This window comes from Cyanobium sp. NIES-981, assembly GCF_900088535.1.
Lineage (GTDB): Bacteria > Cyanobacteriota > Cyanobacteriia > PCC-6307 > Cyanobiaceae > NIES-981.
Genome location: NZ_LT578417.1, coordinates 289,269 through 308,590, shown reverse-complemented (window position 1 = coordinate 308,590; position 19,322 = coordinate 289,269). Strand labels below are relative to the sequence as shown.

Genomic DNA, 19,322 nt, shown 5'->3' with positions numbered 1-19,322 from the left:
GTTCAGCGCCAGGGCAGCGCTTCCTGCTGTTCCCGCTTCTGCTGCCGTTCGGCCTCCATCCGCGAGCGAAACAGCTGGCGCCGCTCCGGAGTGAACGGCACCCGCTCATAGATGATCAGGCCGATCGTGGCCATCACCGCCAGGCCGAGCACGGCACAGCCCACCATCACCAACTCTGCAGCGATGAGCCGGCGGGGGGGCGGATTCGGGCCCTGGGGCTGCATGGCGGCAGGTGGTGGGGGCGTGTCGAGAAGGACCCCGCTCAGGATGGCATGGTCAGGGGTCCTGCAGCCCGGGGCGCGGCCAGGTCACAGCTTCTGGACTCCTGCCGGGGATGCCAGATCAGCTGGAGCCGTGCCTCCCCAGCCGGTCGCCACACCACCACCAGGTGACACGCTCGGGAAGCAGTGTCACACCGGAAGCGTTTGCCGATCGGGAAGAAGCTGGCGGGCACATCCCGCTGCCGCAGCAGCACCAGGCCCCAGCGGGAGTGACTCCGGAACCATGCCCAAGCTCGCCGATCCCGCTCCACTGTCGCTGCTCGCTGACGGGCCCACCGCGGTGCTGCTTCTGCATGGCTTCACGGGCTCGGCAGCGGAGATGAAGCCCCTGGCCCGGCGCCTGCACCAGCAGGGATACAGCGTGGAGGTGCCCCTGCTGCGGGGCCACGGCAGCTGCGTGGAGGATCTGGAGCCGGTGCTCGCCCGCGACTGGACTCAGCAGGTGAGCGAGGCCATCGACCAGTTGGAGGCCAGGGGGAAGCGGGTGGTGGTGGGCGGACTGTCCCTGGGGGCGATGCTGGCCCTGGAGGCCGGTCTGCAGAACTCCCGGCTGGAGGGGCTGCTGCTGTTCTCCCCCCCGATCGCCGTGCGGGACCGGCGCCGCTTCCTGGCACCGCTGCTGCGGCTGCTGGTGCACACCTTGCCGAAGCCGCCGGAGGATTTCGTGGACCCGGCCGCCGGCGCGCGGTTCTGGGGGTATGGGCGCTACCCGGTGGCCACCAGCCTGGAGGTGCTGCGGCTGATCGCCCGGGTCCGCCGGCAGCTGCGCCGGAACGGTCTGCCGCTGCGGGCCCTGGTGGTGCTGAGCCATCAGGACCGGGTGGTGCGGGCGGAGCGGTCCATGGCCCTGCTGCAGCGCTGGCTCGATCCGGCCCGTACCCGCTTCCACTGGCTCGAGGGCGGCGGCCATGTGCTCACGATCGATGGCAGCTGGCCCGAACTGGCGGAGCTCACGCTGGAGACCCTGCGGAACTGGGAGGTTCAGTCCACGAAGCGCCTGTAGAGCCAGCGCACGAACCCTCCCACCACGGGCACCGGCGCAAAGGTGGGCCCCACGAAGTCGAAGTAGTCGCGATGGTCCACGATCTGGCCGGCCTCGTTGAGCAGCAGGCGGGTCGTGCCGGGATAGGTGAATGTGATGCCCCTGATCTTCAGGCCCATCTCCCACTCGATGAACGCGGTGGTGCCGTCGATCGCGATCGCGGCGGGCTTCAGCATCACGTCGTCGCAGCGTTTCACCAGAGCCTCCTGGGCCTCGATGTAGGCCTGCAGGCCCTGGCGCTCCTGGGTCGGATCCTGAAAGTGCACGTCCTCGGCGTAGTGGGAGCGCCACAGGTCTTGCGAGGGCGCGGGGGAGCCGTAGGGCTTGGTGAACAGGGTGCGCAGGCTGGCTTCATCCATGGGGGCGGGGGTGCCGGGGTGCGGGCTGAACAGGCCTCCAGTGTGTGCTCGTCTTAAGCAATGAAACGGGAGGCGACGAATGGCCGAGCCCCCTGTGTTTCTCCTCCGGTTCACTTTTAGGGTCTGAACCGCAGGGCCGTGTGACGACACACGGTGGATCCCGGTCGCCATGAACCACCAGCAGCACCACCATCCGGCCGGACGGGGCGGCTGGGGGCCTTCTCCCTTCCGCCAGCGGTGGGAGTCCACCGACGATGCGGCGCTGGTTCAGCTGATCACCACCGTGGTGGCGGGCGTGATCCTGATGGCCCCGGCTCTGCTGCTGATCGATCAACTCAGCCCGTCGCTGGGGCCGTCGCTCACGGCCACGCCCCGCTCCCTGGAGCGCATCGCCCTCGACTGATCCGGCACCACCTCCAGCACGCCGCGCACCATGGCCATGCCGCAGTGGAAGGGGTAGATGCCGGGCTCCAGCGGCGGCAGCTCCAGGCTGGTGCGGGCGTTGAGGGGCAGATCGAGGCTGCGCTGGAAGTCCGGCACGATCACCCGGGCCACGCAGCTGCTGGGGTCGAGCCGGTGGAAGGTGAGCCGCACCGGCCGGCCGGCCTGCAACCGCACCCGCGCCGGCACATAGCCCCCATCCACGGTGATGGTCACCTCCTGCCAGCCCCCCGCCGCGGCCGTGGCCAGGGCGGCAGTGCCGTGGCGGCCCAGGAACCACCAGAGCTCCGCCGCGATCAGGGCCAGGCCGGCGGCGGCCACGGCCAGCCGCAGGGCCAGGGGCTGCTCGATCGAGCGCCAGAGCGGCTCGGACGAGGAGAGAGCGGCGGCAAGCAGGCTGGTCATCGGCGGGCGGCAGCGGGCAGGGGCCTGGGCCGGAAGCGGCGCAGCCGCAGGGCGTTGCTCACCACCGACACGGAACTGAAGGCCATGGCAGCGCCGGCCAGCATCGGGCTGAGCAGCCAGCCGGTGAAGGGGAACAGCAGGCCGGCGGCGATCGGGATGCCGGCCACGTTGTAGGCGAAGGCGAACAGCAGGTTCTGGCGGATGTTGGCCATGGTGTGGCGGCTGAGCTCGATCGCCGCCGGCACGCCGGCCAGCTGGCCGGAGATCAGGGTGATGTCGCTGGCGGCGATCGCCACATCGGTGCCGGTGCCCATCGCCAGGCCCACATCGGCCGCCACCAGGGCCGGGGCGTCGTTGATGCCGTCGCCCACCATCGCCACCGGCCCCTCCCCCTGCTCCTGCAGCCGCTGGATCACCGCGGCCTTGTCGGCGGGGCGCACCTCGGCGATCACCCGCTCGATCCCCACCTGGGCGCCCACCACCTCGGCGGTGCGGCGGGCATCGCCGCTGAGCAGCACCACCTGCAGGCCGAGGCGCCGCAGGGCCGCCACGGCGGCGGCGGCCTCCGGCTTGAGCGGATCGGCGATGCCGAAGCAGGCCTCGATCCGGCCGTCCACCGCCACCGCCGCCACGCTGCAGGCGGCGGCCTCCAGCCGGGCGGCGAGGGGATCGAGGGCCGTGGTCTCGAGGCCGAGCTCCCGGAACCAGCGGGGGGTGCCCACCCGCACCTGGTGGCCACCGGCGCGGCCCTGCACGCCCAGGCCGGCCACCGCCTCGAACTGCTCCACAACGGGCGGCGCCCCAGGGCCGAGCTGGGGGCGGAGGTAGGCCACGATCGCCTCCGCCAGGGGATGCTCCGAGCGCTCCTCCAGGGCCGCCACGGCGGCGAGCAGTTCCGGCGCCGGCAGCCGGCCCCAGCCCAGCCGCTCGAACTCGGTGACCGCCGGCTGACCGCGGGTGAGGGTGCCGGTCTTGTCGAACACCAGGGTGCGCAGACCGCCGGCGGTTTCCAGGGCCTCGGCGCTGCGGAAGATCAGGCCGTTCTCCGCCCCCTTGCCCGAGGCCACCATGATCGAGGTGGGGGTGGCCAGGCCGAGGGCACAGGGACAGGCGATCACCAGCACGCTCACCAGGAAGAGCATCGCCAGCACGGCGTTGCCGCTGATCAGGAACCAGAGCACGAAGGCCGCGATGGCCAGGGCGATCACCGCCGGCACGAACCAGCCCACCACCTGATCCGCCAGCCGCTGCACCCGGGTGCGGGAGCTCTGGGCCTGGCGCACCAGCTCCACGATCTGGGCCAGCACCGTGTCGCTCCCCACCTGGCTCACGCGGAAGCTGAAGCTGCCGCTGCGGTTGAGCGAGGCGCCGATCACGGTGTCGCCGGGGCCTTTCTGGATCGGAGTGGGCTCGCCGGTGAGCATCGACTCCTCCACCCAGGAGCGGCCCTCCACCACCACCCCGTCCACGGGCAGCTTCTCGCCGGGGCGCACCTGCACCAGATCCCCCACCTCCACCAGGGACACCGGGATCTCCTGGGGCACGCCGTCCCTCAGCACCCGGGCGGTGGGGGGCTGGAGCTGCAGCAGCCGCCGGATCGCCTCGGAGGTCTGCCCACGGGCCCGGGCCTCCAGGAGGCGGCCCAGCAGCACCAGGGTGAGGATCACCGCGGCGGTTTCGTAGTACACATCCGCCGGCAGGCCCTCGGCCGTGAGCAGCTGCGGCGCCAGGGTGGCCACCACGGAGGTGAGCCAGGCGATGCCGGTGCCGGCGGCCACCAGGGTGTTCATGTCGGCGCTGTGCTGGCGGAAGGCCGAGGCGGCGCCGCTGAAGAACTCCCGCCCGCACCAGAACAGCACCGGCGTGGTGAGCAGCAGCTGGGTCCAGGGGCTGGTGAACCAGTGCGGCAGCAGGGGCAGGGAATGGCGCCCGAGCATGTGGGGCAGGCTGGAGAGCATCACCAGCAGGGTGAGCACCGCGGCCACACCCAGCTTGCGGCGCAGCAGGGTGAGCTCCCGGGCCAGCTCCCGGTCCATGGCCCCCGCCGACTCGGCCAGGCCGGGCCCGGGGCCGTTGCCGGCGCAGCAGGAGGAGGGGGACGGGGAGGAGGGGGAAGAGGAGGACGTGGCGCTCATCGGCGGGGAACCAGCACGGGCAGCCCTGTCTTCAACCTATGGGGTCCGCTTCTGGGTGGCCGGGAAATATTCCTAAGGTGATGCCTGCAGGTGAGGAGCACGATGTATCCCGACTACCCCCTGCCTGCCGACGAGCCCGACCGGCAACGGGATCTCGAGCGCTACGGGGTGCTCGACAGCCCCGACGACACCCACTTCGATCGGCTGGTGCGCCTGGCCTCCACGGTGCTGGAAACGCCGATCGCCCTGATCTCCCTGATCGACAAGAACCGCCAGTGGTTCCTGGCCCGCCATGGGCTGGACATCACAGAAACGCCGCGCGAGCAGGCGTTCTGCGCCCACACCATCACCGAGGGCGAACCGCTGGTGGTGCCGGATGCGCGCACCGACCCCCGGTTCTGCACCAATCCCCTAGTGCTGGGCGAGCCGGGCATCCGGTTCTATGCCGGCGCTCCGCTGGCCTCCGCCGAAGGGCACAACCTCGGCAGCCTCTGTGTGATCGATCGGCAACCGCGCCGCTTGAGCGCAGCCCAGGTGAAGCTGCTGCAGGAACTGGCCGACCTGGTGGTGCGTGAACTGGAGCTTCGCCGGCAGACCAGTCTCTGTCCGCTCACGGGCCTCGCCAACCGGATGAGTTTTCTGGAGCAGGGACAGCGCGAACTGAACCGGGCCCTTCGCGATGGTGACCCCATGGCCCTGCTGCTGATCGACATCGATCAGTTCAGCACCATCAACAACCGCTGGGGCCACCAGACGGGCGACGAGCTGCTGCGCGCCGTGGCGGAGGTGTGCCGCTCCCAGCGGCGTCCGCGGGATCTGCTCGGCCGCATGCGGGATGACGCCTTCGCGATCCTGATGGTCGACACCGGCCAGGACGCCGCCATGGAGCGCTCCGAAGCGATCCGCTGCGGCATCGCGGATCTGCAGGGGAAGCTCAGCGGCGACCCCGGTCTGCAGGTGAGCGGGGGGCTGACGGAGCTGACCCCCACCGATCAGCGGATCGAGGATCTGCTGGCCCGGGCCGGGCAGGCCCTGCTGCTGGCCCAGAGCAGTGGGCAGCCCCATCAGATTGCCCGGCTCGTGCACGAGACGAGGCCGGGCGCGGGTCCGGGCGCGGAGCCGGCTCTCCCCTCCGCCCAGAGCGGCCACGGGCGGCGGGGCGATGACCCCGTTCCGGCATCAGCCTCCTGAGGCGGCACCCAGCAGCAGCAGCTCGGTGAGGCCGGCCAGGCCAGCAGCCCCGAGCGCCGCGCACCCCGCCCAGTGGAGCAGGCGGTTCGCCATCAGGAAGCGCATCGGAATCATGGCGCTGCCTCGGGGATCAGGAGGGCGCCAGCTCCCTGCAGGCCACCTGGCGCAGCGGTACGGCAAAGGCGGGGGAGCCGTGGCGGGAGAGGGGCCAGCGACGCACCCAGCAGCAGTCGCCGTCCTGGTCGATGCTGAGCACCTGGTAGGCCTGGTCGGGGTTGGTGGTGAGCTGAACGATCTGACCTTGTTGAAGGTTCATGGCAGAAACCGCATGGTGAATGGAGTCAGCCGTGGGCAGGCGTCAAACCTCCATCAACGTAAAGGACTATTTCGGCAACTTGACACCCGGTCACAACCTGGTCACCACTGTCAGCAAATGAGCACTGCCGGCAGGGTGTCGGGCAGGTGGCCGGTCTTCACCCAGATGGTGCAGCCCGCCTCACTCCATGGGCGGTGGGCACTGCCGGGCGGATTGCGCAGCCAGCTGCCGGCCGGATAGCTGCCCTGGTCATCCTGGAACACCCCCTCCAGCACCAGGATCTCCTCGCCGCCGGGGTGGCCGTGGGGCGGGAACACGGTGCCGGGCGCCCAGCGCACCAGGGCCACATGCTCCGAGCCGAAGGCGTGCAGCGGCATCACGGTCAGGCCGCTCACCAGCCCCGGCACCCAGGTGCCCTGCGTGGTGTCGATCGCCAGCCGCTGCGGATCGGCGGGGTGCATCTGGTGCAGCTTCACCAGGATCGTGCAGCCCTCCCTGCTGAACGGGGCGTGGGAGCTGCCGGCCGGGTTGCGCAGATAGGTGCCGGCCGGATGGTCCCCCTGCTCGTCGGAGAAGGTGCCCTCCAGCACCAGGATCTCCTCGCCGCCGCCATGGGTGTGGCGGTCGAAGCGGCTGCCTGGGGCGTAGCGCACGATCGAGGTGGCGCGGGCCACCTCCCCACCGAGACGGTCGAGCATGCGCCGCTCCACCCCGGGCAGCGGTGAAGGGGTCCAGGCCAGGGCATTGGTGTCCAGCGCCACGCGCTGGGTTCGATCGGCGTGGAGCTCCATGGAGGGGATGCTGGTCACGGGAAGAGGCGGCCCGGGCGCTGGATATCCGCCCCGGCGCTGAACACAGCCGCCAGCCCCAGGGCCAGGAGGGAAGTGCAGAGCACCGTAACCACCTCGGCCGGCGCCAACGGGGCCAGGCTGAGGCCGTGGCGGATCCAGGAGACGGCCAGCAGCAGCCACAGCCCCAGGCCGAGGCCGGCGCCGGCGGCGGTGATGGCGCTGCGGCGATCGCCGTTCAGCCACACCAGCCCCCCGCCACCGAGCAGCAGCAGGGAGAACACCAGGCTGCGGCGCGTTTCCACGCTCGCCTCCGGCCAGAAGGCCAGCACCAGGGCGGCCGCCAGCAGCACGGCTCCCTGGGCGAGGGAGCGGCGCCAGGTGCCGGCACCGAACAGGGGGGCCTCCGGCGGGCGGGGGGGCTGACGCATCAGGTCCGGCGCTGCCGGCAGGGCTTCGAACACCACCGTGCAGGCCGGGTCGATCACCAGATGCAGCAGGGCGATGTGCACCGGCAGCAGGAGCAGGGGATGGCCCGGCAGCAGCAGGGGCAGGAGGCTGAGCCCCGCGATCGGCAGATGGATGGCCAGGGTGTAGCCCAGGGCCCGGTGCAGGTTGGCCTCCACGCGCCGGCCCAGTTTCAGCGCGGCCACCAGATCGCCGAAGGTGTCGCGCAGCAGCACCAGATCGGCCGCCTCCCGGGCCACGGCGGTGCCGCGCCGGCCCATGGCCACGCCGATGTCGGCGGCCTTGAGGGCCGGGGCGTCATTGACGCCATCGCCGGTCATCGCCACCACCTCCCCGGCGGCCTGCAGCGCCCGCACCAGCTGCAGCTTCTGCCGGGGCATCACCCGGGCGAACACCGGCACCTCCCGGATCGAGCGCGCCAGCGCCCCGGGGGTGAGGGCCTCCAGCTCAGGACCGGAGAGCACCGGTCCCGGCGGCAGGCCCGCCTGATCGGCGATCGAGCGGGCGGTCACCGGGCTGTCCCCGGTGATCATCACCACCCGCACCCCGGCGGCCCGCGCCGTGGCGATCGCCGCCGGCACGTCGGAGCGCAGGGGGTCGGCCAGGCCCACCAAGCCCACAGGCTCGAACAGGTAGCCGTGCACGTGATCCGGCAGGGCATCGCCGCGGGCCGGCGGCTCTCCCCCGTGCAGCGGCACGCCATCCAGTCCACGGGCCACGGCCAGCACCCGCAGCCCCTGGCGGGCGAGGCCATCGGCGGCACCAAGCAGGGCGGCGGCGGGGCCGGCCTCGAGGTGGCACAGATCGGCGATCGCCTCGGGCGCTCCCTTGGCGGCCAGCCGCAGGCCCCCCTGCCCGTCCTGCCAGAGCCGGGAGAACACCAGCAGGTCGCTCTGCAGCGGGTACTCACGCTCCAGGGGCCAGTCGGGATGGAGGTGCTCGGTGCCGGCGAGCGCCTCGCCGGCGAGGCGCTGGATCGCCCGTTCCATCGCATCCACCGGATCGCCGCGACTGGCCAGCACCGCCAGTTCCACCAGGGGGTGAAAGGGCTCCCCCAGGTCCTCCCCCGCCCGCCACTGCTGCTGCTGCGGCCAGATGAGCAGCTGCTGCACCCCCATGCGGTTCTCGGTGAGGGTGCCGGTCTTGTCCACGGCGAGCACGGTGGCGCTGCCCAGGCTCTCCACCGCCGCGGGCCAGCGGGCCAGCACCCCGATCCGGGCCAGGCGCAGGGCCCCGAGGGCCAGGAACAGGGCCAGCACCACGGGGATCTCGTTGGGCAGCAGCGCCAGCGCCAGCGCCAGGGCGGCCAGCAGGGCCTGGGGCCAGCTGCCGCTGCTGGCCCCCTGCACCACGGCCAGCACCGCGCAGAGGCCCAGGGCCAGCACGGTGAGGCGCGCGGTGAGGCGGCGGGTCTGGCGCTGCAGCCGGGTGGGCGGCGGCTGCACGGCGGCCAGGCTGCGGCCGAGCCGGCCCAGCTCGGTGGCGTCGGCCACGGCCACCACCTCCGCCCAGCCCCGGCCGCCGGCCACCAGCGAGCCCGCCAGGATCCGCTCTCCAGGGCTGGAGCGGGCCACCGGCAGGGATTCACCGGTGAGCAGGGATTCGTCCAGCCACAGGCCCACCGCCTCCAGCAGGGCGGCGTCGGCCGCCACCCGGTCGCCTTCCTCCAGGCGCAGCCGGTCGCCCAGCCGCACCTGCTCGGCCGGCAGGTCCAGCTCCCGACCGTCGCGCCGCACGTGGGCCCGGGGCGCGGACAGGCGGGCCAGCTCCGCCAGGGCGCGGCTGCTGCGCCGCTGCTGCACGGCATCGAGGAGGCTGATGCCCAGCACGAACACCAGCAGGATGGCGCCATCCACCCATTCGCCGATCAGGCCGTAGGTCAGGGCACAGGCCAGCAGCAGCCCGTTGGTGGGCTCGAGCCAGCCCAGGCCCGCGCCCCGGTGCACCGCCGGCGGGCCGGCGCCCCGGTGGACTGCGGAAGCGCCGGCGGCGGCGATCGGCGGCGCCTGTGGAGCTTGTGGCGCTGGTGGCATCGTCAGACTCCCGGCCTAGGCAGATCCTGGCGGGCCCCGGCGGAGAGGCACTGGGCAGGATGGAGGCACCAGCCCCGCCGCGATGGCCGACCACGAAGGACAGCAGCTCAGCCCGCGCGCGATGGTGCGCGCCCACGCCTACCCGGTGCTGGCGGCGATCGCCAGCCTCAGCCTGGTGGCGATCGCCGTGCTGCAGATCCCCTCGGCCGTGCGCGACCACCGCTACAACCGCTGCGTCGACGCCCAGATCCAGCTGCGCCGCGCCGCCAACCTCACCGGCCAGGAGGGGCCGGGCAAGCTGCTCTACCTGCGGGCCGTGGAGCACTGCGAGGGGCGCTGAGCCCCGGCTCCCTCAGCCGCGCTCCAGGGCCCCGGGCAGCTCGGCAAGGCTGGGGATCACCAGAGCCTGCGGCGCGCATCGGCGCTCGTCTTGCGGCCGGTACTTCCCCGTGCGCACCAGACAGCCGCGCAGCCCCGCCGCCAGGGCGGCGGCCACATCGGCTTCCGCGTCGTCCCCCACCATCAGGCACTGCTCCGCCGGCAGCCCCACATCCGCCACCAGCTGGGCGAAGAACGCGGCTGAGGGCTTCCCCATCACCACCGGCTCCACCTCCGCCGCCCAGGCGAGGCCCTGAATGAAGGCCCCCGCATCCAGCATCCACTGGCCTCCCTCGCGGAAGCGGCGGTTCATGCCCAGACCGATCAGGGGAGCACCGTCCAGCAGGAGCCGGAAGGCCCGGTTCAGGGCGGCATAGGTGAGCTCCCCGCGGGCGTCCCCCAGCAGCACGCAGTCCGGGCTCTGGCCCTCGAGATCCGCGAACACACCGCGGATCGCCGGATGCACCAGGCAGTGGGGCGTGAGCCCCCGCTCCCGGATCCAGGCCCGGGCCGCCAGGGGGGCGGTGAACAGTTCGCCCGGCTCCACCCGGACGCCGATGGCCGCCAGGTCGCGCTGGATCTGGAGGTGGTGGCGGGTGGCCGTGTTGGTCACGAACCGCAGCGGCAGGCCCCGCTGCCGGGCCCAGCTCACCGTGGCCACCGCCCCCGGCAGGGGAGTGCCGGGGTGGTCGTAGAGCACACCGTTGAGGTCGAGGAACAGGGCGGCAGGAAGCATGGGGGCCGGCCTCCGGGTCTGCGGGAAACCATGCTGGCCGCCGTGGCGGCTGCCAGAGTGGTGGCAAGACGAGAGGATCCGCAGCCATGACCGCTGCCCTGCTGATCCTGCTCACCATGGCCGCCGTGGTGGCCGCCCTCAACCCGGGCCGGGAGGACTTCGCCGTGTTCCTGCGTCTGCGGCGGCCGGCCTGGCTCACCTTCGAGCCGCTGATCCCCTTCATCTGGATGGCGATCTACGCCTGCTTCTACGCCTCGGCCCTGCTGAGCTGGAACGCGAGCCGCAGCGCCGGGCTGATGGCCGGCTATCTGGGTCTGCTGGTGCTGGTGCAGAGCTACACCTGGCTCATCTGCCGCACCCGCAACCTGGCCAACGGCACGGCGGTGGGCTTCGCCGGCTGGGTGTGGGGCGTGGCCCTGGCGGTGCTGGTGGCGCCCCACTCCCAGCCGGCCTGGCTGCTGCTGATTCCCTACCTGCTCTGGAGCCCGGTGGGCACCTTCGTGACCTGGCGGATGCAGCGGCTCAACCGCTGAGGAGGGGCAGCTCCCCGCCCATCCGGATGCAGCCGGTCCAGCATGGACGTTGTGCGCCTCGGGCCGATGCAGTTTGACCGGGTGCTCTCGTTCGGCCGTACCGGTGAGGAGCTGCTCGCCATGTTCGGCCTCGATCCCCAGGAGGTGGGAGGACTTCAGGTGCTCGACTGCCCCGGCGGGCCGGGATCCCTGAGCTGCCTGCTGCGGCGGCTCGGTGCGGCTCCCACCGCCGTGGATCCCAGCTACGGCCTGAGCGCCCACGACCTGGAGGCCCGCACGCTGGAGGACATCGCCCGGGTGGCGGCCCAGCAGCCCGGCGACCCCACCTTCCGCGACGACTTCGATCGGGAGGGGTATTTCAGGGCCAAACAGGAGGCGTTTCGCCAGTTTCAGGCCGATCGCCAGGAGCACCCCCAGAACTACCTGGCCGCCGCCCTGCCCCGCCTTCCCTTCGCAGACCAGAGCTTCGATCTGGTGCTCAGCGGCAGCCTGCTGTTCGCCTATGCCCCAGTGGGTGATGGCGGCCTGCTGCAGGGTGCCGGCCTCGATCTGGACTGGCACGCGGCGGCACTGCAGGAGCTCCTGCGGGTCTGCCGCCGGGAGCTGCGGGTCTATCCGGCCCACACCCTGCAGGGCGGGGCGGCCCGGATTCACCCCTACGTGGCCCCGCTCCTGGAGCAGCTGCCGCCCGGCTGGAACCACGGCCAGTTCCCCACCCGCTACGACCAGGGCATCCAGGGCGAGGTGGTGGGCCTGCGGCTGTGGCGAGCGGCGGCGGGCTCAGGAGCTCACGGCACTGCCTGAGCTGCCGGGGCCAGGGCCTCCACGGCATGGCTGAGGGCCTGGTGGCGGGTGAGATCGATGTGATCGCGCGGCAGCTGTTCGTAGAGCTTGAGCTGCTCCAGCCGCCGCAGGGTGGTGCCCCGGGCCCCCACCACATAGACGTTGCGGCCGGCTTCCACCGCTTCCTCCACGGCGTTCTCGATCGCCAGGGCCGCCGTGAGGCCCAGATGCACCACTTCACTGAGGTCGAAGATCACGGCCCTGCAGTCGCCGATGGCGTTGTGCTCCCGGTTGATCGCCTTGGCCACCCCGAAGATCATCGAGCCGTTCAGCTGGAACAGCAGCACCTGGCCGGCGCCGGCAGTGAGCAGCTGCCGCTCGGGATCGCTCAGCTCGGCCGCGTCGTCGCCGGTGCTCACCAGCCGCACGCCCCGGGTCTGCATCGCGCTCATCTTGTCGATCGTGATGATGTTGGCGATGAAGATGCCCACCCCCACGGCCACCATCAGATCCACCAGCACCGTGAGGGCGATCACCACGTAGGTGATCAGGGCCCCCTTGCCGGAGAGCCGGGGCACCCGTGCCAGGAAGCCCCAGTCCACGATGTCGATCCCCACCTTGAACACGATCGCCGCCAGCACGGCCAGGGGAATCTGGGCCGCCAGCCCCGACCCCGCCAGGATCAGCAGGGCCAGGATCACCGCCCGCAGCACCCCCGAGAGCCCGGTGCGCCCCCCCGCCTGGATGTTCACCACCGTGGCGGTGGTGGCCCCGGATCCGGGCAGGGCGCCGAACAGACCGGCGGCGATGTTGGCCACCCCCTGCCCCACCAGCTCCTTGTTCGACCTGTGCTCGGTGCGGGTGAGGCTGTCGGACACCAGGCAGGTGAGCAGGCAGTCGATCGAGCCGAGCATGCCGAGCAGGGCCGCATTGATCAGCACCAGCTGCAGCACATCCGGGGAGAGGGAGGGCAGGGTGAGCGCCGGCAGGCTGCTGGAGATCGCCCCGATGCGGCGCAGCTCCACGCCCTGAAAGGCCACCAGCGAGAGGATCGTGCCCACGATCAGGGCGAACAGCTGGGAGGGGATCAGCCGCTTGACCCGCTCCGGCGTGAACCACAGCACCGCCAGGGTGAGCAGGGCCAGGGCCGACTCCATCGGCCGGATCCCCTGCAGCAGCTGGGGCACGTTCTGCAGCGTGCCCAGCACACCGCCGGGGGGCGGAGCCTGGCCCAGCAGGGGGCCGATCTGCAGCACGATCAGGATCGTGCCGATGCCGCTCATGAAGCCCGAGATCACCGTGTAGGGCATCTGGGTGATGTAGCGGCCCAGCCGGAACACCCCGTAGAGGATCTGGAACACCCCCGAGAGCATCACCACGGTGAAGGCCACCGCCAGGGCTTCGGCGGGGTTGTCCAACCGGGTGGTGAGGCTCGCCAGCACGGCGGTGAACACCACCGTCATCGGGCCGGTGGGCTCGGAGATCAGGGCCGGCGTGCCGCCGAACAGCGCCGTGACCAGGCCGATGATCGCGGCCGACCACAGCCCCGCCGCCGCCCCGGCGCCGGAAGCCACACCGAAGGCCAGGGCCATCGGCAGCGCGATCACGGCGGCGGTGAGCCCCCCGAAGAAATCCCCGCGGATGTTGTGGCGGCCGATGTGGTTCAGGATCCGGCCGGCCTTGGGTGCCATGGACGCAGGGGACGGGGGGCTTGCCGTCATCAACAGGGCGCGAATGTTCCAGGGGAACCTACCGATGAATCCTGCGGAACACCAGGCAGGTGCTGTTGACGTCAGCGCCAGCCCCGCCATGGTGAGAGCCGGAAGACCCCTGCCCGTGGACCAGGCCGAAGCGCAACAGGCCGAGTTCAGGGGCGGGTGCCGGCTGAGGTCCCCGGCGGCGGGGCAGGGGGAAGCATCGGGCCTGCGGCGGCGCCTGCCCTGGCCCCTGGCCCTGGGCCTGGCGCTGGTGCTGGCCTCGGGGGGCGCTCTGGCCGCGGAGCCCGTTGCAGCAGAGCGGCGCGGCACGGCCCAGGCCGCCAAGGGCGAGCAGGCCGGGCGCCTGGCCCTGGCCCTGGAACGGCTGCCGGAGCTGGTGCAGGCCGCCATGGCCCGCAGCGGCGTGCCGGGCCTGGCGGTGGTGGTGGTGCACAACGACAGCACCGTGGTGTTGCAGGGCCATGGCACCCGCCGGCTCGGCAGCGGTCTGGCGGTGGATGGCGACACGGTGTTCCAGCTCGCCTCCCTCTCCAAGCCGATCGCCTCCACGGTGATCGCCGCCCTGGTGGGCGATGGCACCGTGGGCTGGGACACGCCGGTGATGGACCAGCTGCCGGAGGTGGCGATCGGCGGCCGCAGCCTCGGAGCGCGGGTGACCCTGCGGGATCTGCTCGCCCACCGCAGCGGCCTGCCGGACCATGCGGGCGATGACCTCGAAGACCTCGGGTTCGATCGCGCCACGGTGCTGGAGCGCCTGAGCCTGCTGGATACGGGCAACCGCTTCCGGGCGGCCTACGCCTACACCAACTTCGGCTTCACGGCCGCCGGCGAAGCGGCGGCACGGGCCGCCGGCAGCAGCTGGGAGACCCTGTCCGCCGAGCGGCTCTACCAGCCCCTCGGCATGGCCAGCACCAGCTCCCGCCATGGCGACTACCTGGCCAGGAGCAACCGGGCCGATCTGCACCAGCGGCTGAACGGCCGCTGGCAGGTAAGCGGCGGCCGCCAGCCCGATGCCCAGTCGCCCGCCGGCGGGGTGAGCGCCTCGGCCCGGGACCTGGCCCGCTGGATGCGGCTGCAGCTCAACGGCGGCCGCTTCGAGGGTCGCCAGCTGGTGGCGGCGGCGGCGCTGGCGGAAACCCACCGGCCCCAGATGATCAGCGTGCCCCCGGCCGATTCGGCGCGGGATCCGGCCCGCACCTACGGCCTGGGCTGGAACGTGGGCTTCACGCCCCCGGATCAGGTGCGCCTGAGCCACTCCGGGGCCTTCGCCCTCGGGGCCGCCACGGCCGTGAGCCTCATCCCCTCCCAGGGGCTGGGCATCGCCGTGCTCACCAACGGCACCCCGATGGGCGTGCCGGAGGAGGTGATCGCTGGGTTCCTCGATCTGGTGGAACACGGCCAGGTGCAGCGCGACTACGCCGCCCTGCTGGTTCCGGCCTTCGCGGCCCTGATGAAGCCCGACTACCCGATCGTCACCGCACCCCCCGCCGCCCCTGACCTCCCCCTCGAGCGCTATGCCGGCACCTACGCCAACCCCTACCTGGGGGCGGTGGAGGTGGCTCCGGAGGGGGACGCCCTGGTGATCCGCCTCGGCCCCGAGCGGCGCAGCGCGGCGCTCACCCCTTTGGGCCAGCACCGGTTCTCCTACGTTCCAGTGGGCGAGAACGCCGGAGGTCCGAGTGCCGTCAGCTTCCGGATCGGCTCCGGCGGCCGCAGCGAGGCGGTGGTGATCGACAACCTCAACGGGGAGGGCATGGGCAGCCTGCGGCGGGTGGGTCCACCCTGACCAAGCCGCCGTCCCGTCGTCTTCCCGTCGCTGGCCGCACGGCGGGCCGGACTCAGGCAGGCAGCGGGGGCAGCAGGTCGGCGAGCTGCAGATCGTCGCGGCGCAGCAGGGCGAACAGGGTGCCGGCATTGCCCCGGCACAGGCGCAGCTCCCGATCCAGCACCGTGATGTCCAGCCAGGCCGGAAAGGAGGGAGTGACGCGGCGCAGCAGCTGCAGGCGCCCCCCGGCCAGCCTCGGCCCCAGCCAGCCACCCCGCTGGAAGCGCACCTCCACACGCTGGGCGGTGGTGATCCGGATCTCCGCCTCCAGCGCGATGCCCACCAGCGGGCCCAGCGGACCGGCGACCCGCAGCAGATTCATGGCCCGGCCCTGGGAGGGGGCCAGCACCTGCAGGTTCTCCAGCCAGGGGGCGGCCTGCAGATAGGGCTGGCGGCTGCTGCTCCAGCGCAGCTCCCACACGCCCTCCAGCAGCTCCGGGGCGCCGTCCATGCCGAGGTCGGCGGGGCGGGAGGCTTCCAGCGCCGCGAAGGCCTGCCGCACGATGTGGTCGTGGCGCTGGGCACGGCCCCTGGGCTGCTCCTGCAGCAGGGAGAGCAGCTGCTCGCGTTCAGGAGTCACCATCGGCTCCCTCGAGCATTGCGGCCGGGCCGGAGGCAGACGGGGATCCGGCCGGATCGGATCCGGAGGGCTGGCTGAGCGGGTTGGGCACGAACTTCCCGGAACATCCGGCGATGAAGGTCCACACCACCAGCTTGGCGAGGTCGGCGTTGCTGGCGGGATGCACACCTGGTGGAGCGGCGCGGGGACATCACGGCAGCTCGAACAACACCGCCTCCACGGTGAGGCCAGGCCCGAATCCAAGCGCCAGACAGGGGCCGGAAGCGGCACCGGCCCGAGGGGCTCCGAGCAGCCCGGATGCCGGCTCCTCCCCGGCGTGGCCAGCGGCTGGAGGGGTGGCCAGCAGGCGCTGGAGGATGAACAGCACGGTGGCGGACGACATGTTGCCGTAGCGCCGAAGCACCTCCCGGGAGCCATCGAGCCGTCCGGGGTCCAGCCCGACGCTCTCCAGCACCGCCCCCAGGATGCGCGGCCCCCCCGGATGCACGGCCCAGTGGCGGATGGCGGCCACGCTGAGGCCATGGGCGGCAAGCCAGCCCTCCAGCCAGGGGCGCAGCCGGGCCGCGATCAGCCCGGGCACCCGGGCCGAGAGGGCCATCGAGAAGCCGTGGTTCTCGATGATCCAGGCCATGGCATCGCTGCTGGCCGGGATCACCGTGGAGCCGCAGGCCCGCAGGCGCAGGCACGGGCGCCCAGGCTCCGGTTCGGATCCCGGCTCCGCCTGCGCGGCCACCACCACGGCGGCGGCCCCATCGGCGAACAGGGCATTGGCCACGATGTGGTCCGGATGCCAGCCCTCCTGCAGATGGAGGCTGCAGAGCTCCACGGCGCACAGCAGCACGCAGGCCCGGGGATCGGCCTCCACGAAGGCCCGGGCCACCCGCAGACCGTTGAGGGCCCCATGGCAGCCCATGAAGCCCACATGGGTGCGGGCCACGTCCGGCCGCAGCGGCACCGCCGCGATCAGGGCCAGGTCCACCCCCGGGGCCGAAAACCCCGTGCAGGACACGGTGACCAGATGGGTGATCGCCTCCGGCTCCATGGCGGCGTCCTCCAGGGCGCGGCGGCAGGCCTGCAGGGCGAGGGGCACCGCTTCGCTGCGGTAGTGGCGCATCCGCTCCGCCGTGGAGGGGTTGGGAGCGTTCAGGAGGGGCACGCAGTGGCGGCCGTCCACGCCGGAGCGCAGGTAGATGCGCCGCAGCAGCCGCTGCTGGCGGGCGGTGGCGGCCACCATCTGGGGGGCCAGGGCCAGAGCCTGCTCCTGGCTCAGGCGCCGCTCCGGCACCGCCGTGCCGATGCCGCGCAGGATCAGGCCCATGGCGGCAGCTCCGTGTGCTGCAGGGCGCCGGCCAGGGAGCCCGCCACGGTGGGCAGGCCACCGCCGAGGCGGTGCAGCGTCCTGCAGAGCGCTGGCTGGCGCAGGGTCCAGGCCACCTGGCGGCAGAACCGCTGGCGGCGGCCCACCCAGCGCAGGTGCCGCCGCGGCCACTCGGCGGCGATCGCCTCCTCCCATCCCTCCACGGCCCGCAGCGCCAGGGGCACCACGGCGAGGGCGGAGGTGAGGGCCCAGCCCATGCCCTCGCCCGTGAACGGCTCCACGTAGCCGGCCGCATCGCCCAGCAGCAGCAGCCGCTCAGCCGCCAGCGGCACGCTGCGGCGGCTGAGGGGCGGCGTGCGCTGCCAGCGGGCCGTGGCCAGGGCGGGCAGGGGATCAAAACCCGCGTCCCGCAGCACGGCGGCACAGGCGCCGGCCACACCGCCCTTCGCCCGGATCAGCTCCCCATCCAGGGCCGCCGCGAGGTTGAGGCTGCCGTCCTCCACCCGCACCAGGCCCACGTAGCCCCCCCGGCCCACGGCCATGGCGATCGTGCCCGCTGCGTAGGCGGCGGGAGCCTGCGGCAGCACGCAGCCCGCTCCCACGCGGCTGTCCGGGGCGGCGAGGCTCCGCCAGGCCGGCCTGGCTCCGAGCGCGGCCGGCAGCAGGCCCGAGGCCGCCAGCACCAGCCGCGCCCGCACCGGCTCCTGGCCGCCCCGCCGCTGCAGGAGCAGCGATCGCCAGGGCCCCGGCCCCTGCGCCAGCACGGCACGGGTGCCAAGCCGCACCACCGCCCCGGCTGCCTCGGCCGCCTGCAGCAGGGCCTGGTCCAGGCAGGGCCGCGAGAGGGCCCGGCTCCGCCCCAGGGGCACCGCCAGGCTGGCGCCGGCCACCCCCAGCTTCAGCTCCCGCAGCGGCACACCCCGCTCCACCAGCTGCTCCAGGCCAAGGGCTCCCAGGGCCGCGATGGCCTGGGGGCTCAGGCAGGCGCCGCACACCTTCCAGCGCGGAAAGCGGCGCTGCTCCACCACCAGCACCCGCACCCCCCGGCGGGCCAGCGCCAGGGCCGCCGCCGAGCCGGCCGGGCCCGCTCCCACCACCACCACGTCCCAGAGCGGGGACTCGCCATCAACCGGCAAGGGAGCCCTCCCCTTGAGCACCCGCCCCGGTGCCGCTGGCTTCGGGCCGATCGGGACGGCACCAGGAGAGCAGGAAGCGCTCGGGCCAGAAGCGGCGCAGCTCGGCGCCCGCGAGGCCGGCCGCCGCCGCCAGGGTCCGCACCTCCTCGATCCGGAAGGCCCCACCCACCGACAGGGGGCCATCCACCTGCACCACCGGCGATCGGCTCAGCAGGCGGGTGCCGGCCCAGGTGAGCAGCAGGTCGAGGCGGCTGCGCACCAGGTCGTGCACCAGCAGCTGGGCCTCGGTGGCCGCAGCCATCCGCCGCAACAGCGTTTCCGCCTCAGCGGTGCCGAGGTGGTGCAGGAACAGGGAACAGGTGATGAGCTGGTAGCCGCCGGGGAGGGGGGCACCGAGGGCGTCGGCCTGGAAGAACTCCGCCGCCAGCCCCTCGGCCCGTGCCGTGCGGCTGGCCAGGGCCACGGCCTCCGGGCTGAGGTCACAGCCGTGCACCTCCAGGGCGAGACCCTCCCGCTGCCCCAGCCGGGCCAGGGCGCGCACGGTGTCGCCACCGCCGCAGGCCACATCCAGCACCCGCAGGGGCCTGCCGGGGCAGCGGCCGGCGAGCCGGCGCACGGCCGGAGCGAAGCAGCCGGTGGTGCGGGTGAGGGCGTTGATCCTGGCCAGCCCCCGCAGGGCGGCCTGGTGGTCGGCGGGATCCAGTGCGGGCTGGTCCATCACCTCGGGCCGCAGCGCCCGCTGCCCCAGCCCGGCCCAGAGGGTGGGCAGGGGCACCGCCAGGTTCCGGACCAGTTCGGAGGATTCAGCCCGCAACGCCTGATCCCCCATGTCGCTTTCTCAACCCTAGGGGGATGG

General features: G+C 72.8%; 22 protein-coding genes. 7 read left to right on the top strand and 15 right to left on the bottom strand.

The window, feature by feature from the left end; translation table 11 throughout:
• Positions 1-2 precede the first annotated feature (2 nt).
• Positions 3-224 carry a hypothetical protein gene (locus tag CBM981_RS01590; protein ID WP_087066978.1) on the bottom strand — a complete coding sequence of 74 codons (222 nt, stop codon included), beginning with the start codon at positions 222-224 and terminating at the stop codon, positions 3-5.
• A 280-nt stretch (positions 225-504) separates the two neighbouring features.
• Here CBM981_RS01590 and CBM981_RS01580 point away from each other — a divergent pair, with 280 nt between their 5' ends.
• A complete protein-coding gene (locus CBM981_RS01580) occupies positions 505-1,284 on the top strand; it encodes a carboxylesterase (protein ID WP_087066976.1) in 780 nt (259 codons plus the stop codon).
• On the opposite strand, the gene CBM981_RS01575 is transcribed toward CBM981_RS01580, so the two are convergent.
• A complete protein-coding gene (locus tag CBM981_RS01575; RefSeq protein ID WP_087066975.1) occupies positions 1,263-1,682 on the bottom strand; it encodes a nuclear transport factor 2 family protein in 420 nt (139 codons plus the stop codon). The genes CBM981_RS01580 and CBM981_RS01575 overlap by 22 nt on opposite strands.
• Positions 1,683-1,851: 169 nt before the next feature.
• On the opposite strand from CBM981_RS01575, the gene CBM981_RS01570 reads away from it, so the two are divergent.
• Positions 1,852-2,085: a hypothetical protein gene (locus CBM981_RS01570; RefSeq protein WP_087066974.1), complete on the top strand. Its 234-nt coding sequence runs from the start codon at positions 1,852-1,854 to the stop codon at positions 2,083-2,085.
• On the opposite strand, the gene CBM981_RS01565 is transcribed toward CBM981_RS01570, so the two are convergent.
• Together CBM981_RS01565 and CBM981_RS01560 are read right to left on the bottom strand one after the other, a co-directional pair.
• Entirely contained in the window at positions 2,013-2,528 is a 516-nt protein-coding gene (locus CBM981_RS01565; RefSeq protein WP_087066973.1) for a cupredoxin domain-containing protein, read from the bottom strand. The two genes, CBM981_RS01570 and CBM981_RS01565, sit on opposite strands and share 73 nt — an antisense overlap.
• Entirely contained in the window at positions 2,525-4,663 is a 2,139-nt protein-coding gene (locus CBM981_RS01560; RefSeq protein WP_087066972.1) for a copper-translocating P-type ATPase, read from the bottom strand. The genes CBM981_RS01565 and CBM981_RS01560 overlap by 4 nt, the downstream gene beginning before the upstream one ends.
• A gap of 90 nt (positions 4,664-4,753) precedes the next feature.
• Here CBM981_RS01560 and CBM981_RS01555 point away from each other — a divergent pair, with 90 nt between their 5' ends.
• On the top strand, positions 4,754-5,854 hold the full coding sequence (locus tag CBM981_RS01555; RefSeq protein WP_225867471.1) for a sensor domain-containing diguanylate cyclase: 1,101 nt from the start codon (positions 4,754-4,756) through the stop codon (positions 5,852-5,854).
• On the opposite strand, the gene CBM981_RS16005 is transcribed toward CBM981_RS01555, so the two are convergent.
• The 4 genes from CBM981_RS16005 to CBM981_RS01540 form a co-directional block, all read right to left on the bottom strand.
• On the bottom strand, positions 5,843-5,968 hold the full coding sequence (locus CBM981_RS16005; RefSeq protein WP_255376833.1) for a hypothetical protein: 126 nt from the start codon (positions 5,966-5,968) through the stop codon (positions 5,843-5,845). The two genes, CBM981_RS01555 and CBM981_RS16005, sit on opposite strands and share 12 nt — an antisense overlap.
• 16 nt (positions 5,969-5,984) lie before the next feature.
• Positions 5,985-6,170: a hypothetical protein gene (locus CBM981_RS01550; RefSeq protein WP_087066970.1), complete on the bottom strand. Its 186-nt coding sequence runs from the start codon at positions 6,168-6,170 to the stop codon at positions 5,985-5,987.
• Positions 6,171-6,280: 110 nt separating this feature from the next.
• Positions 6,281-6,961 (bottom strand): cupin domain-containing protein, encoded by a 681-nt coding sequence (locus CBM981_RS01545; protein WP_087069101.1) that lies wholly within the window; start codon positions 6,959-6,961, stop codon positions 6,281-6,283.
• Positions 6,962-6,975: 14 nt separating this feature from the next.
• The gene (locus CBM981_RS01540) at positions 6,976-9,459 is read right to left on the bottom strand and encodes an HAD-IC family P-type ATPase (protein WP_225867470.1); all 2,484 of its coding nucleotides are present in this window, start codon (positions 9,457-9,459) and stop codon (positions 6,976-6,978) included.
• 82 nt (positions 9,460-9,541) lie between these two features.
• Here CBM981_RS01540 and CBM981_RS01535 point away from each other — a divergent pair, with 82 nt between their 5' ends.
• Positions 9,542-9,799 carry a hypothetical protein gene (locus tag CBM981_RS01535; RefSeq protein ID WP_006909107.1) on the top strand — a complete coding sequence of 86 codons (258 nt, stop codon included), beginning with the start codon at positions 9,542-9,544 and terminating at the stop codon, positions 9,797-9,799.
• 12 nt (positions 9,800-9,811) lie between these two features.
• Here CBM981_RS01535 and CBM981_RS01530 read toward each other — a convergent pair whose 3' ends face one another.
• Entirely contained in the window at positions 9,812-10,573 is a 762-nt protein-coding gene (locus CBM981_RS01530) for a TIGR01458 family HAD-type hydrolase (protein ID WP_087066969.1), read from the bottom strand.
• 86 nt (positions 10,574-10,659) lie between these two features.
• Here CBM981_RS01530 and CBM981_RS01525 point away from each other — a divergent pair, with 86 nt between their 5' ends.
• Both CBM981_RS01525 and CBM981_RS01520 read left to right on the top strand, forming a co-directional pair.
• Positions 10,660-11,106 (top strand): TspO/MBR family protein, encoded by a 447-nt coding sequence (locus CBM981_RS01525; protein WP_087066968.1) that lies wholly within the window; start codon positions 10,660-10,662, stop codon positions 11,104-11,106.
• Between the two features lie 42 nt (positions 11,107-11,148).
• Positions 11,149-11,910: a class I SAM-dependent methyltransferase gene (locus CBM981_RS01520; RefSeq protein WP_087066967.1), complete on the top strand. Its 762-nt coding sequence runs from the start codon at positions 11,149-11,151 to the stop codon at positions 11,908-11,910.
• On the opposite strand, the gene CBM981_RS01515 is transcribed toward CBM981_RS01520, so the two are convergent.
• Positions 11,895-13,580 (bottom strand): SulP family inorganic anion transporter, encoded by a 1,686-nt coding sequence (locus tag CBM981_RS01515; protein WP_087066966.1) that lies wholly within the window; start codon positions 13,578-13,580, stop codon positions 11,895-11,897. The two genes, CBM981_RS01520 and CBM981_RS01515, sit on opposite strands and share 16 nt — an antisense overlap.
• Before the next feature lie 145 nt (positions 13,581-13,725).
• Here CBM981_RS01515 and CBM981_RS01510 point away from each other — a divergent pair, with 145 nt between their 5' ends.
• Positions 13,726-15,393 carry a serine hydrolase gene (locus CBM981_RS01510; RefSeq protein WP_225867469.1) on the top strand — a complete coding sequence of 556 codons (1,668 nt, stop codon included), beginning with the start codon at positions 13,726-13,728 and terminating at the stop codon, positions 15,391-15,393.
• A 52-nt stretch (positions 15,394-15,445) separates the two neighbouring features.
• Here the strand turns inward: CBM981_RS01510 and CBM981_RS01505 are convergent, their stop codons facing one another.
• From CBM981_RS01505 to CBM981_RS01490, 5 genes are read right to left on the bottom strand one after another with little or no spacing between them, the layout of a single operon-like run.
• Complete coding sequence (locus CBM981_RS01505; RefSeq protein ID WP_087066965.1) at positions 15,446-16,015, bottom strand: PAP/fibrillin family protein; 570 nt, start codon at positions 16,013-16,015, stop codon at positions 15,446-15,448.
• Positions 16,002-16,178 (bottom strand): hypothetical protein, encoded by a 177-nt coding sequence (locus tag CBM981_RS15135; RefSeq protein ID WP_157665296.1) that lies wholly within the window; start codon positions 16,176-16,178, stop codon positions 16,002-16,004. Before CBM981_RS15135 ends, CBM981_RS01505 begins: the two co-directional genes overlap by 14 nt.
• Positions 16,179-16,202: 24 nt before the next feature.
• Positions 16,203-17,330, bottom strand: a complete 1,128-nt coding sequence (locus CBM981_RS01500; RefSeq protein ID WP_087066964.1) for a type III polyketide synthase — start codon at positions 17,328-17,330, stop codon at positions 16,203-16,205.
• Complete coding sequence (locus tag CBM981_RS01495; protein WP_157665295.1) at positions 17,321-18,466, bottom strand: NAD(P)/FAD-dependent oxidoreductase; 1,146 nt, start codon at positions 18,464-18,466, stop codon at positions 17,321-17,323. The genes CBM981_RS01500 and CBM981_RS01495 overlap by 10 nt, the downstream gene beginning before the upstream one ends.
• Positions 18,456-19,241, bottom strand: a complete 786-nt coding sequence (locus tag CBM981_RS01490; protein WP_225867468.1) for a methyltransferase domain-containing protein — start codon at positions 19,239-19,241, stop codon at positions 18,456-18,458. Before CBM981_RS01490 ends, CBM981_RS01495 begins: the two co-directional genes overlap by 11 nt.
• Between the last annotated feature and the right edge of the window lie 81 nt (positions 19,242-19,322).